This is a genomic window from Crossiella sp. CA198 (genome assembly GCF_052078295.1).
In the GTDB taxonomy this organism is placed as follows: domain Bacteria; phylum Actinomycetota; class Actinomycetes; order Mycobacteriales; family Pseudonocardiaceae; genus Crossiella.
In genome coordinates, this window is record NZ_JBQJIM010000027.1 from 75,171 (window position 1) to 88,597 (window position 13,427).

Genomic DNA, 13,427 nt, shown 5'->3' on the forward strand with positions numbered 1-13,427 from the left:
CCGCCCCCTCTTGGGCATCGGTCCACTTCAGACAAACCTCAAGGCTTACAAGATCAGCCCATCGGGTGGTTCTGGCCTAATCAGGTCTAACCGTGAAACGTCTGCTTCCAGGCGTCCCGGCTGGTCAGCTCGGGCAGCGCCTTGCGGTAGGCGCGCTTGAGCCGCGGCCACTCCTGGACCAGGCGGCGGTGGTTGGCCGCCGCGCGGGCCATCAGCTGGCGGAACACCTTCGGGTCCCGCCGCCGGAAGGCGACGCCGCTGCCGTCGGCGTTGGACACGGTGGCGCTGTCCAGCGCGCCGAGCAGGAACCACCGCGCGCCCTGGGCCGGCACGTTGATCTGCGGGCGGTCCAGCGCTTCCTGGCTGGGCTCCTGCAGGTGGTGGGCCAGTGAGAGCGCCGCACGAGCCGCGATCACGACCGGGTTCACCGGCGGCTTGAGCAGCCGCTCGGCCTTGACCGGGTCGAAGGTCGGGGCGGGGAACTCACCGGCCGACGGCAGGATCTGCGCGTCGGTGTAGCCCTTGCGCAGCTCCCGCACCTCACCCAGCGCGGTGGGCAGGTTCGCGAACAGCTTGTCCGGCCCGGCCAGGAAGTCCTCGATGGCCTTCTGGTGCAGCATCACCGTGGAGTACTCCATGGAGAACAGGTGCCGCAGCGAGGACTTGAGGCCCTGCTTGAGCAGTGTTCCGCGCACGTCGTACGGGGAGTGCAGCGCGGCCATGATCAGCCGGTTGCGCACGTGGAAGTACGCCGTCCAGTCGGTGGCGTCGTCCTTGTCCGTCCACGGCATGTGCCAGATCGCCGAGCCGGGCAGGCTGACCGTCGGGTAGCCGTGCTCCAGCGCGCGCAGCGAGTACTCGGCGTCGTCCCACTTGATGAACAGCGGGAGCGGCAGGCCGATCTCCTCCACGATCTGCCGCGGGAAGGAGCACATCCACCAGCCGTTGTAGGTGCCGTGGATGCGGGCGTGCAGTTCCTTGGTCTCGCGCAGCGAGTCGGTGCCGAAGTCGTGATCGGTCATCGCGCCGGGCGCGGCCCGCCAGAAGCACTCCTTGAGGTCGACGACCTCGCCCATGCTGTGCAGCCGGGTACGGGCCTGCAGGTTCATCATGTGCGAGCCGACGACCACCGGGTTGATCAGCGCGCGGGTGAACGCGTTGGCGCGCAGCACGCTGTCCGGCTCAAGGCGCACGTCGTCGTCGAGCAGCATGACCTGCTCGCAGTTGGTGTTCTCCAGGAACTCGTAGAACACCCGCGCGAAGCCGCCGGAGCCGCCCAGGTTGGCCTGCTCGATGACCTCGAGCTTGTCGCCGAGCACCTTGGCGGCCTTGTCGAAGCCAGGGGTGTCCTTGACCTTCTGGTTCGGGCCCTGGTCGACCACGAGGATCTTGCCGACCACGTCCAGCACGGCCGGGTCCTCACCAAGGGCCTGCAGGGCGATCACCGCGTCCGCCGGGCGGATGGTGGTGATACCGACCGCGGTGCGCTGGGTGGGCAGCTCCTGCTCGGTGGTCCAGGCCGCGTCCCGGATCTCCAGCGCGGTGTCGTCGGTGAAGACGTCGAACCAGATCCAGCCGCCGTCCTCGAACGGCTGCAGGGAGACCCGGAACTCCAGCGTGGTCGCGGCCTTGGTGCTGCGCACCGGCCTGCCCTGCAGGTGCACGATGTCGCCGTTGGCCTTGGAGCGGTAGACGTCGATCCGCCCGGCGCCCTTGACCGTCATGCGCAGCACAGTCTCGTTGACCGTGGTCCACCGCTTCCAGTAGGAGGCGGGCAGCGCGTTGAAGTAGGTGGAGAAGGACACCTTCGCCGAGGCCGGCACGGTCACCGACCGGCGCGAGGTGACGAGGCAGCGGTTGGCGGCCGTTTCCGGCTCGTCCAGGTAGAGCGGCCGAACGTCCAGCGGGTCGTCCTCCCGGGGGAGGATGATCCGCCACAGGATCTGACTGGCGGGCACCTCGTCGTTCTTGGGCGCCACACGCTGCGAGGTCACATCGCTGAGCTTGCTGTCCTGGGCGTGTTCTGCGACGGCTGGGGTGCCGCCAACCTGCTGCTCCGTCACGTTCTCAGTCCTCCAGGGAGCCGTCGAAAGCGCGACCCTCGGTGAAGTAAGGGGCGATCTTGTTGTCGAACGCCGACAACGCCGACCCGATGGCCATGTGCATGTCGAGGTACTTGTAGGTGCCGAGGCGACCGCCGAAGATCACCTTGCGCTCCTTCGCCTCGGCCTTCGCCAGCTCGCGGTAGCGCTCGAGCTTCTGGCGGTCCTCGGCGGTGTTGATCGGGTAGTACGGCTCGTCTTCCTTCTCCGCGGCGCGGGAGTACTCGCGGACGATGACCGTCTTGTCCGTCGGGTAGTCGCGCTCCGGGTGGAAGTGCCGGAACTCGTGGATGCGGGTGTAGGGAACGTCCGCGTCGTTGTAGTTCATCACCGGCGTGCCCTGGAAGTCGCCAATCGGCAGCACCTCCGGCACGAGGTCGACGGTACGCCAGCCCAGCCAGCCCTCGGAGTAGTCGAAGTACCGGTCCAGCGCCCCGGTGTAGACGATCGGGGTGCCCTCGGGGATCTCGTGCTTGATGTCGAAGAAGTCCGTGCTCAGCCGAACCTCGATGTTCGGGTGCGCGGCCATCTTCTCCAGCCACGCGGTGTAGCCCTCGACCGGCAGACCCTCGTAGGTGTCGTTGAAGTACCGGTTGTTGAAGTTGTAGCGGACCGGCAGCCTGCTGATGATCGCGGCGGACAGCTCGGTGGGGTCGGTCTGCCACTGCTTCGCGGTGTAGTCCCGCACGAACGCCTCGTAGAGGGGGCGCCCGATCAGCGAGATCGCCTTCTCCTCCAGGTTCTTGGCGTCCTTGGAGTCGATCTCGGCGGCCTGCTCGGCCACCCACGCCTTCGCTTCCTCCGGCGTCAGGTACTTGCCGACGAACTGGGAGATCAGGCCCAGCCCCATGGGGAACTGGAAGGCCTGCCCGTCGTGCATGGCGAAGACGCGGTGCTGGTAGTCGGTGAACTCAGTGAACTGGTTCACGTACTCCCAGACGCGCTTGTTGGAGGTGTGGAAGAGGTGCGCACCGTACTTGTGCACCTCAATACCCGTTTCGGGCTCGGCCTCCGAGTAGGCGTTGCCGCCGATGTGGTCGCGTCGATCGATCACCAGCACGCGCTTGTTCAGCTTGCTGGCGGTCTGTTCAGCGACAGTAAGGCCATAGAATCCGGAACCGACGACAATCAGGTCGTAACCCGCGAAGCTCACGGCAAGCCAGGGTACCGACGTCATCTGAAACCTCCGAATCGGCCGTCGCCCGCGGTACGCCGGCGACTACGGAACTGCACGACACACAGGGCCAGCGCGGCCAGCAGACCGGCCAGCGCCGAACCAATCCCGATCTTGAAACCGGGTGGGTCCCAGTGCAGGCGCAGCTCACCGGAGCGCACTCCGGCCGGCAGCTCCACCACCACCGTGCCTGCCGGGCCATTACGCACCGCAACCGGTTGGTCGTTCACGGTCGCGCTGTACCCCGGCCAGTTCAGCCGGGCGAACGTCAGCTCCGCTTTGCTTTCCAGCGGCCCTGATCTGCTGAAACGCACCAGCTCAGTGCGTTGTCCCGCCAGCTTGTCGGCCTCGATCCGGACTCCGGCGCCAACCTGGCTCAACCGGCCCTCGGACCACTCCAACGGCTGGATGCGCCGGAGCACTGTGACCGCATCGTTACTTTCCTCGACCCGCCAACCGGGGTAGACGACGGGTGGATATGCCGGTTCGGGCAGGCCGGCCAGCGGGTCGGGTTCGATCTTCGCACCCGGGATCGGGGGTGCTTTGACCTCCGGCGTGGTGAACAAGCTGCGCTGGACCACGATGGTCTCGACCCGCAGCAGGTCTGCGAGTGACCTGCCCGACTCGGTGGGCTGGAACAGCGCCGGATAGGCCTTGCGGCAGCTGCCGCCGTAGAAGGTCAGGCACAGCGCCTTGTGCAGCGGCTTGAAGCCCATGCCGGTGTAGGCGGTCAGCGTGGGCACCCCGGCAGCGGCGTACATGTTGCCGAAGAGCAGGTCCCGGTTCTCCCCGTTCGGGCCCGGCAGGCCGCGGTCGGCGATCTGCACGGTGGTGCCCCGGTAGCGCTTGGCGAACTGCTCGTGCAACTGGTCGGTGGACCGCGGGAACTTGTACCCGGCCACGTCGGCGTTGTACGGCTGCCAGGTGGTCTGCAGCAGCAGCACGACCGCGGTGCCGCCGCAGAGCACGGCCGCGCTCAGCCGCCCGGTCCAACGCCCGCCGCGACGGGCGGCCAGCACCACCAGCGCGGTCAGCCCGGCGAGCAGGGCAAGCGAGAACAGGTGCCGCAGCGAGATCTTGGGCCAGGCGGCGAAGGCCAGGTAGCCGCTGAGCAGCAGGATGCCGCCGGTGGCCAGCACGCGTAGCCGCAGCCGGTCGGTGCGCAGGCCGGCGCTGAGCAGCACCGCGGTGAGCACGGCCAGGGCCAGGAACAGCGATTCCACGTGCCGCAGCGGCCAGCGGAACATCCACAGGTTGGACGGGCCGAGGCTGAGCAGCAGGTAACCGCCCGCCACTACGAAGGCGGCGGTCAGCTCCCGCCAGCGGCGCTTGAGCACACCGAAGTCCAGCCAGGCCAGCAGCGGCAGCACGAACCAGGCGAAGTAGGTGGCAGGCACGGTCATCCGGAACGCGTTGGGGTTGAAGGTCCGGATGCTGGGCAGGTGGCTGGGCATGCTCAGGTTGAGCAGGTCGGTGAAAGCTGGCACCAGCTGGCCGAGGTTGAACAGCTCCTTGCCGGTGCGCAGGCCGACCGTGGCGGCGCCCAGCAGCGGCAGGAACACCAGCGGCACCACCGCGGCCACGCAGCCGCCGACCAGCAGCACCCGGTACACCGCGCGCCGGTCCTTGCGCAGCCAGAACTCCAGCAGCAGGCCGAGCAGCACCGCGCACACGCCGAGCACGCCGTAGGGGTTGCCGTTGGTCACGCACAGCGCGCCGAAGACGAACGGCCACACCGCGTAGAGCTGCCCGCGCGCGGTGCGCCGGGCCGACCACCAGACGTAGGGCACCCAGGCGAAGGCCATCAGCCCGGCCACCCAGGTGCTGGCCTGGAAGTAGAGGGTGAAGCCGCCGAAGGGCAGCGCGACCGCGAGCGCGGCACTGGCCCAGCGGGCCGCGCCGTACTCCCGGCAGAGCAGGTAGACGCCGAGCGCGAGCAGCACCAGGAACTCGGTCTTGACCACGGTGGCGGCCAGCGCGAGGTCGTCCAGCCCGGCCACCAGGACGTAGTTGGCCAGGTTGACCGGGTTCCACACGCCGAAGAGCGCCTCGGCGGCCAGGTTGCCGCCCATCCAGGCGTCGTTGTCCAGCAGCGGCGGCCAGTTCCCGGCCAGCAGCTGCTCGCCCAGCCGGTGCCACATGGGCAGGAACTGGGCGGCGCTGTCGTCGGTGAAGTAGAAGGTCGGGTTGTGCAGCAACGGAACCTGGGCCAGCAGCGCGACGAACACGCACAGGCCGAGGGGAACGCTCGCGCGGTTGAGCCAGATCTTCACCGGGCAGCTGCCTTTTCCTTACCCACCAGCACGAGCTGGGACACGACGAAGGTGACCGGGATCGCGAGCACCGCGACCAGCAGCGGCGCGATGGTGGAGTTCAGCCCGCCCAGGTCGACCAGCAGGTAGAGCCCGAGCGAGGTGATGACGAAGTTGGCCGCGTTGGACAGCGGGAAGAGCAGGAACTTCTTCAGCGTCGGCTTGGTGCGGAAGGTGAAGTGGCAGTTGAGGAAGTACGAGCCGACCATGGCCAGGCAGAAGGCCAGCACGTGCGCGGCCAGGTACGGCAGCACCTGGTGCAGGGCCAGGTAGAGCCCGTAGTAGACCCCGGTGTTGACCGCGCCGACCAGCGCGAAACGCAGGATGCGGCCAGGGATCACCGGCCGACCGCCCAGGGCGCGGTGGCACGCTGGTGCAGCTCCTCGGAATGCTCGACGGCCTTGGGGCCCAGCACGGTGAGCGCGGGCGGCTGCGGCTCGCTGGCCTCCTTGACCAGGAAGTGCGGGCGGCGTTTGGTCTCGTAGTAGATCCGGCCCAGGTACTCCCCGATCACGCCGAGGAAGAGCAGCTGGATGCCGCCGAGCCCGGCGATGCCGACCATCAGCGTGGCGTACCCAGGCGCGTCCACCCCGGTGAAGATCACGTCCAGGGCCACGTACCCGGCGTAGAGGAAGGCCAGCGCGGTGACCATGACGCCGAGGTAGATGGCGATCCGCAGTGGCCGGTTGTTGAACGAGACCACGCCGTCGATGCCGTAGTTGAGCAGCGCGCCGAAGCTCCACTTGGAACTGCCGTGCTGCCGCTGCACGTTGTCGTAGTCCACGATCGCGGTGTCGAAGCCGATCCAGGAGAACAGGCCCTTGGAGAAGCGGTTGTACTCACCGAGGGAGAGCAGCGCGCGCACCGCTCGGTGGCTGAGCACCCGGAAGTCGCCGACCCCGTCCTCGAGGTCCACCTCGACCATCTTGTTGATCAGCCGGTAGTACAGCCGGGAGACCAGCGTGCGAGCCCGGCCGTCGCCGTCCCTGGTGCGCCGGGCCACCACCTGGTCGTGGCCCTCGTCCAGCCTGGCCAGCATCGCGCCGAGCAGTTGCGGCGGGTGCTGGAGATCGGCGTCCATGATCGCCACCGCGTGTCCGGAGGCTTCGCTGAGCCCGGCCAGCATGGCGGCTTCCTTGCCGAAGTTGCGGCTCAGCGCGATGTAGCGGAACCGGGGGCTGAGCGCGCTGATCCGGCGCATCTCGGCCAGGGTGCCGTCGCTGCTGCCGTCGTCGACGAGCAACACCTCGAAGTCATCGGCCACCGCCGGTAACACCTCAAGGAGGGTGGCGTGCAGTTGGGCAAGCCCCTGCTCCTCGTTGAAGCAGGGCACCACGACGGACAGGCGCCGACTTCTGGTCTGTGTCACGCTCGGGGGACGCTTCAGGCTGGCTTCAGGTTGCACCGATATGGGGAACTCGTCCAACAAATGGCTACGTTCGGTGTCATGCGCCGCGATTCGTTCCCCCATTGGGGAAGCCTGCTGCTCGCCGGAGTGCTGAGCGTAGCCCTGATCGCCTGCAGCAATCCCGAGCCGAAGCCCGCTGCGCGACCGGAATCGGACACAGCGCGGTTCATGCAGGTCATCGCGCACGCCGATGACGACCTCATCTTCATGAACCCGGACCTGACGGCCGGGATCCGGGCAAAGAAGCCAACCGTCGCGGTGTACCTGACCGCGGGCGAAACGGACAAGCCCGATGCCAATGGCTACGCAGCGCAACGGCAGGCTGGCACCCGGTCCGCATACGCGCGAATGGCCGGGGTGCCGGACCGGTAGCGCGCGGAACTTCTGCACAGTGATCCTGATCACGGCGTCGAGCTGTACACATTGGATGGCAGGCCCGAGGTCCAGCTGGTGTTCGTGAACCTGCCAGAGGACAACGATCCGCGGGCCAACGGCGGCAAGCACGCGCTGACCCGGCTCTGGCAGGACCACCGCGGAGGCGCTCAAGCTGCACACGCTCACGCCCGCAGGCGGTCAGGTGCCGCGCAGCTACGAGTACACCCGCGGCGAGGTGATCGACCTGCTGGTGGAGCTGTTCCGCCGGTTCCGGCCGACCGTGGTGCGCACCCAGGACCCCAGCCCGGACCCGAGGTACCAGCGGAACTGGGCCCGGTTCAACGACCACCCCGACCACGTGATGGCGGCCCGGCTGACCGGCGAGGCGGTACGCGCCTACCAGCGCTCCGGCCGCAGCGCGGTGGAGCTGAACTACCGCAACTACAACGTGGCCGAGGCCCCGGTGAACCTGGCGCCCGGCCAGCAGCGGGACAAGGTGGAGACCTTCGGCGCCTACGTGCCGCACGATCCCGAGGTGAGCCTGGGCGAGCCCTACGACGGCTGGCTGCGCCGCCAGTACCAGCGCTGGCCTGCCGGCACGAGCTGGGCCGGGACCGACGCGGACGGCTCGTGGTACGCCTTCGCGGTGCGCTCCGGCGAGCTGACCTACTGGCGCCGCACCGGTGCCACCTGGTCCGGACCGACCGCGGTCGGCGGGGCCGTGCTCAACCCCGGGGTCAGCGTGGCCGCGGACGCGCGGGGCAGGCTGCACGTCTTCGCCCGCAGCCGCGATTCCGAGGATGTGGTGACCACCAGCCCCGGCTCCTGGACCTGGACCAAACTGGGCAGCCCGAACGAGCGGGTCCTGCCCGGCAGGCGCGGCGCGGTGGGCACCCCGGTGGCGGCCAAGGACCCGGGTGGCGCGCTGGTGGTCTTCGTCAAGAACGGCGGCGGCGGGGTGAGCGCGCTGCGCCAGTCCACTTCGGACGGCTGGCCGACGGCGTGGCTGGACCTCGGCGGCGCCGACGTGCAGGACGGCCTGTCAGTCGGCCCCGGCCTGACCGTCGCGGCGAGCACCCGCACCGAGGTGCTGCGCTGGAAACAGCAGGGCGAGGGCTTCACCGCCGAACCGCCGGTCCGCGCGCCCCGCCCAGCCGGGCCACCGGTGACCGGCGGCGGACTGCTGGCCTACCCGGTCGAGGGCACCGGCGCGCTGGCCATCGCCGCCGGGTCGGATCCCGTTGTGCGGCAAGGCACCGAGGGCCTGACCGACCTGGGCCTGGCGATGTCCGGCGAGATCGTCACGCTCTACGGCAGGCGAGTCGACGGCTCGCTCACCGTGGGCGTCGGCCGGGGCGCGAACCTGACCTGGTCGGAGCTACCCGGCCCGGTGCTCACCCAGCCCGCCGCGGTGGCCGGGCCGGACGGCGTGACGCTGACCGCGATCGGCGAGGACGGCAGGCTGCTGGTCAGCACCGCCCCGCCGGGCGGCTCGTTCCCGGCCTGGACCGCGGTCGGCTGACCGCGGCCCTCGGCACTCAGCGGTCCAGCGCGCCGGGCTTGATCCGGTACAGCCGGTCGGACGGGCTGTCGTCCACCAGTTCCAGCGACTTCACCAGGTCCAGGTTGCGCAGGCCGTTGGCCCGGCGGTTGGTCTCCCGGATCATGCCGAAGCTGACGTAGACATACTCGATCTTGAGGTCCTTGGCGGCCTTGCGCACGTCCGCGCTGGTGTCGAGCTGGTTGAACTTCTCCAGCAACAACTTCCGCGGCTTGTCCAGCGCCTGGTAGCTCTCCGGCGCGACCACGTGCCCGAACACCGGGGTCAGCCCGGCCAGCGCGCGCATCCAGGCAGAGCCGTCGAACGGGTCGTTCATCACCACGTGACCAGGTCCGACGATCGGCTTGATCCGCTGCAGCGCCTGCCACTCGCCGGGGGTCACGGTGACGCCGATGTGCCAGCCCCAGCCCATCCGGTTGGCGTTGCGGGTGACGTAGAAGCCGCGGCTGGCCACGCCGACCACGCTGAGCAGCACCAGCAGCAGCACCATCGGCCGGGCCAGCACCCGCAGCCGGGCCAGCCTGTCCCTGGTGCGCAGCTGGTGCAGCAGCCAGTCCCGGCTGACCAGCACGCCGCTCGCGGTGATCACGATCATGCCGATGGTGGCGATCGCGGCCAGCCGGTACCGGTCGTCCCACCAGGGCCGGGTCAGGATCGAGACGATCGGGTGGTCGTAGGAGTAGGCCAGCATGGTCAGCACGCCGAAGAACCCGCAGCCCAGCAGGAACCAGGTGTACCGGCGCAGCCGCTTGATGGTCAGCAGGCCGATCAGCGCGAACGGGGTCAGGAACCACTGCGGGAACGGCGAACCGTGGTTGAGCGTGATCAGCTCGGCCACCGCGGCAGGCGGCGAGCCGACCGAACCCCAGTTCACCGGCTCGTCCGCACCGGCCGTGGACAGCGCGCCGAGCAGGTGCGGCAGGCCGATCAGCACGGCCAGCGCGCCCACGCCGAGCAGCGCGGTCACCCCGGGCAGGATCTCCGCGCGGTGCCGGTACCAGTGCTGACCGATCTGGAAGACGGCGAAGCCGAGCGCGATGAAGGCCGCGCTGGGGTGCAGCGAGACCAGGCCGACCGCGGCGATCGCGGTGAGCAGCACCAGGCAGATCCGCCGGGTGGCCAGCACCTGGCCGAGCAGCACCAGGAACGCGGGCACCAGCACCAGGCCGGTGGTGTAGGGCAGCAGCGGGCCGCGCCAGAGCACGTCCCAGGGCACCGAGGAGAAGGAGGCGCTCAGCACCGCGGTCACGCCGACCAGCAGCGCGGGCGCGCGCATCGTGCGCAGCACCGCGACCAGGCCGGTGACCAGGAACAGCGGCACCAGGATGAGCTGGGCGTTGAGCACCTGCGGGATCGGCATCCCGGTGAGGTCGTAGGCCACCGCGGCGATCAGGTGGTACCCGTTGGGGTAGAAGAAGCTGTCCAGGTTGTAGTTGTTGATCGCCTTGAGCGCGGCCGGGGTGCCGTCGCCGGTGTCGGCGATGAACCGGACCACCGCGCCGTGGAAGATCGCGTCCCAGTCCTGGTGGATGGCATCCAGCGAACGCAGCCCGAGCAGCACCACGAACGCGCCGACCAGGGTGGCGAAGGCGACCGCGCCGATAACCCCCCACTGCGCGCGCCTGGTCCAGGCGGGCAGCGGCTCCTGCTGCGCCTTGGCCGGGCGGCGGCCGCGCAGCCAGGCGGTGACCAGGTAGATCAGCAGCATCAGCACGAACAGCGCCAGCGCCGAGCCGAGCAGCGTCACCGGCCCCCAGGACAATCCGAACTGCTTGGCCACCGGGCCGACCGCGCCGCCGATGCCGTAGGTGAGCACCGGAGCCACCGCGACCAGCCGCCACCCCCGCAGGCCGGCCGCGGCCGCGATGGCCAGGCCGGGCAGGAACAGCAACAGCGCGTAGCTAAGCACCAGCGCGACATCCGCGCCTGTCAGTGAGAACACCTTTGTCCTTGCTCTCCGGTCGTCCCCCCGGCCACAAGTCGTGCCAAGCCTACGGATCCGCCTGTTCGGCCCGCGCACCAGGCCCGTTTGCCGCCGTACGGTGTCCGCTATGGCACATATCGCGGTGGTCGGCGGTGGCATCCTCGGACTCGCCGTGGCACATGAACTGGCCACGCGCGGTAAGCAGATCACCTTGCTGGAGAAGGAGAACGACTACGCGCGGCACCAGACCGGGCACAACAGCGGGGTGGTGCACGCCGGGCTCTACTACGCGCCGGGCAGCTTCAAGGCGCGGATGTGCGTGGCAGGCAACGCCTCGATGACCGCTTTCGCCAAGGAGCACGGGGTGGCGATGGAGGTGTGCGGCAAGCTGGTGCTGGCCACCGAGCCGGACGAGTTGCCCCGGCTGCACACACTGCGGAAGCGGGCGCTGGCCAACGGGGTGCCCGCGCGGCTACTGAGCCAGGCCGAGGCCAGGGAGTTCGAGCCCGAGGCGCGCTGCGTTGCCGGGTTGCGGGTGGAGTCCACCGGGATCATCGACTACCGGGGCGTGTGCGCGGCGCTGGTGCGGCTGCTCGGCGAGTACGGCGCGGACCTGCGCACCGGGGCCGAAGTGCGCGCGGTGCACGCGCGGCCGGAGGGGGTGGTGCTGGTGACGCCCGGCGGCGAGGTGCGGGCGGACGCGGTGGTCAACTGCGCCGGGCTGCACAGCGACCGGATCGCCCGGCTGGCCGGACTGCGCCCGTCGGCCCGGATCGTGCCCTTCCGCGGCGAGTACCACGAGCTGCGGCCGGAGGCCCGCAAGCTGGTCCGCGGACTGATCTACCCGGTGCCGGACCCTCGGTTCCCGTTCCTGGGCGTGCACCTGACCCGGATGCTCGACGGCGGCGTGCACGCGGGCCCGAACGCGGTGCTCGCACTGCGCCGCGAGGGCTACCGGTGGCGGGACATCTCAGCCAGGGACCTGGCGGGCACGCTGGGCTTCCCCGGGTTCTGGCGGCTGGCCCGCAAGCACACCCGCACCGGCGCGCAGGAGCTGCTGCGGTCCTTCTCCACGGCCCGGTTCGCGGCCAGCCTGGCCCGGCTGGTGCCCGCGGTGACCGCCGCCGACCTGGTGCGGGCCGAGGCCGGGGTGCGCGCGCAGGCGCTACGCCCGGACGGCACGCTGGTCGATGACTTCCTGATCGAACGCGCACCGCGCCAGGTGCACGTGCTGAACGCGCCGTCCCCGGCGGCGACCAGCGCACTGGAGATCGGCCGCCACGTCGCGGACGAGGTGACGGCCGTGCTCCGGTGAGTCAGGCGGTGACGACCTTCGCCTCCGCGGACGCGGCGGGCGTCTCCGCGGCGGCTGCCTCGGTCTCGGCGACCGTCGGCTCGGTGTCGGCGGGCTCGTGCACCGGCTGCGGCGCGACGGCCGCGGTGAACACGTTCAGCCCGCGCTCCCGGTTGACCAGCTCGGCCTCGCGGATCGCGATGGCGCGGGCCAGGTCGGTGAAGCGCTGGTCGATCCCGCGGAAGCGCAGGTAGGTGTTGAACGCCAGGAAGATGAACGCGACCGCCAGCAGGTAGAGCAGCAGGTCGGCGCCACGACCGACCCCCACCAGCTTGGACACCACGGTGAGGTCGTCCGGGCGGGCCACCGCGTACACGCAGAAGGCGATGAAGCCGAAGAACGCGATCCGCTTGCCTGCCTGCATCCGCACGCTGTGCCTGCGCCGGGTGAAGAAGAACAGCAGGATGACCACGGACAATAGGAGGACGAGCTGGATGATGAGCATTGCCTAGTTCCCCCGCTGCTTGACCGAGAGGTCGAACAGGATGTTGACCCCGTTGACCAGGGACTGTCCCTTGGACATGGAGTACTCGGTGTAGAGGATCGTCACCGGCACCTCCTTGACCCGGACATTGGCCACGGAGAGGAACGAGACGATCTCCGAGGCGTGCGCCATGCCGTTCATCGAGATGCGCAGGCGTTCGACCACCGGACGGCTGAAGACCCGGAGGCCGTTGTGCGCGTCGGTGAGTTGCAGCTTGCGCGCCTTCGGGCTCAGCGCGACAACGGTGCGCAGCACCACGCGCTTGATCCACGGAACGGTGACCGCCTTGTTGAGGAACCGGGAACCGAGCGCGACATCGCAGCTCCCCGACTTCACCTCGGCGATCATGGCCAGCGCGTCCTCCACGCGGTGCTGGCCATCGGCGTCGAAGGTGATGAAGTACTTCGCCCCCGGCCTGCCGAGCGCGTAGGACAGCCCCGTTTGCAGTGCGGCGCCCTGCCCCAGGTTCACCGGGTGGCGGACGAGGTGCGCGCCCGTGCGGGCGATCTCCTCGGCCGACCGGTCGGCGCTCCCGTCGTCCACACAGACGATGTTGGGGAAGGTCTTCCTGGTGTTCTCGACTACCTCGGCGATGACCTTGTCTTCGTTGTAGACGGGTACGACCACCCAGACGTCGTCGTGGTCAGACATGCCGGAAGGCTCCAAATCAGCGGACAACACGACCGGGCTATGGTAGGCCAACCAGCTTGACACCGGTGCACAAGGGGCGTTC

General features: G+C 69.4%; 11 protein-coding genes. 3 read left to right on the plus strand and 8 right to left on the minus strand.

All coding sequences use genetic code 11. The features are described from left to right. Window positions 1–86: 86 nt before the first annotated feature. The 5 genes from ACTOWY_RS36170 to ACTOWY_RS36190 are packed head-to-tail and all read right to left on the minus strand — an operon-like array spanning window position 87 to window position 6,957. Window positions 87–2,063: a glycosyltransferase gene (locus ACTOWY_RS36170; RefSeq protein WP_441314095.1), complete on the minus strand. Its 1,977-nt coding sequence runs from the start codon at window positions 2,061–2,063 to the stop codon at window positions 87–89. Window positions 2,064–2,067: 4 nt separating this feature from the next. Continuing rightward, a complete protein-coding gene (glf, locus tag ACTOWY_RS36175) occupies window positions 2,068–3,279 on the minus strand; it encodes a UDP-galactopyranose mutase (RefSeq protein WP_441314096.1) in 1,212 nt (403 codons plus the stop codon). Then, window positions 3,276–5,549: a hypothetical protein gene (locus ACTOWY_RS36180; RefSeq protein ID WP_441314097.1), complete on the minus strand. Its 2,274-nt coding sequence runs from the start codon at window positions 5,547–5,549 to the stop codon at window positions 3,276–3,278. The genes glf and ACTOWY_RS36180 overlap by 4 nt, the downstream gene beginning before the upstream one ends. Further along, window positions 5,546–5,929, minus strand: coding sequence for a GtrA family protein (locus ACTOWY_RS36185; RefSeq protein WP_441314098.1), 384 nt, complete (start codon window positions 5,927–5,929; stop codon window positions 5,546–5,548). Before ACTOWY_RS36185 ends, ACTOWY_RS36180 begins: the two co-directional genes overlap by 4 nt. Next, a complete protein-coding gene (locus ACTOWY_RS36190; protein ID WP_441314099.1) occupies window positions 5,926–6,957 on the minus strand; it encodes a glycosyltransferase family 2 protein in 1,032 nt (343 codons plus the stop codon). The genes ACTOWY_RS36185 and ACTOWY_RS36190 overlap by 4 nt, the downstream gene beginning before the upstream one ends. 78 nt (window positions 6,958–7,035) lie before the next feature. On the opposite strand from ACTOWY_RS36190, the gene ACTOWY_RS36195 reads away from it, so the two are divergent. Both ACTOWY_RS36195 and ACTOWY_RS36200 read left to right on the plus strand, forming a co-directional pair. Beyond that, window positions 7,036–7,368, plus strand: a complete 333-nt coding sequence (locus ACTOWY_RS36195; RefSeq protein ID WP_441314100.1) for a PIG-L family deacetylase — start codon at window positions 7,036–7,038, stop codon at window positions 7,366–7,368. Window positions 7,369–7,573: 205 nt separating this feature from the next. Next, entirely contained in the window at window positions 7,574–8,893 is a 1,320-nt protein-coding gene (locus ACTOWY_RS36200; RefSeq protein WP_441314101.1) for a hypothetical protein, read from the plus strand. 16 nt (window positions 8,894–8,909) lie between these two features. Here ACTOWY_RS36200 and ACTOWY_RS36205 read toward each other — a convergent pair whose 3' ends face one another. Next, the gene (locus ACTOWY_RS36205; RefSeq protein WP_441314102.1) at window positions 8,910–10,874 is read right to left on the minus strand and encodes a DUF6541 family protein; all 1,965 of its coding nucleotides are present in this window, start codon (window positions 10,872–10,874) and stop codon (window positions 8,910–8,912) included. Window positions 10,875–10,983: 109 nt separating this feature from the next. Between ACTOWY_RS36205 and lhgO the strand changes: the two genes are divergently transcribed. Continuing rightward, window positions 10,984–12,171 (plus strand): L-2-hydroxyglutarate oxidase, encoded by a 1,188-nt coding sequence (gene lhgO / locus ACTOWY_RS36210; protein WP_441314103.1) that lies wholly within the window; start codon window positions 10,984–10,986, stop codon window positions 12,169–12,171. Between the two features lies 1 nt (window position 12,172). Here lhgO and ACTOWY_RS36215 read toward each other — a convergent pair whose 3' ends face one another. Further along, the gene (locus ACTOWY_RS36215) at window positions 12,173–12,655 is read right to left on the minus strand and encodes a DUF2304 domain-containing protein (protein WP_441314104.1); all 483 of its coding nucleotides are present in this window, start codon (window positions 12,653–12,655) and stop codon (window positions 12,173–12,175) included. A gap of 3 nt (window positions 12,656–12,658) precedes the next feature. Further along, on the minus strand, window positions 12,659–13,345 hold the full coding sequence (locus ACTOWY_RS36220) for a glycosyltransferase family 2 protein (protein WP_185001135.1): 687 nt from the start codon (window positions 13,343–13,345) through the stop codon (window positions 12,659–12,661). Between the last annotated feature and the right edge of the window lie 82 nt (window positions 13,346–13,427).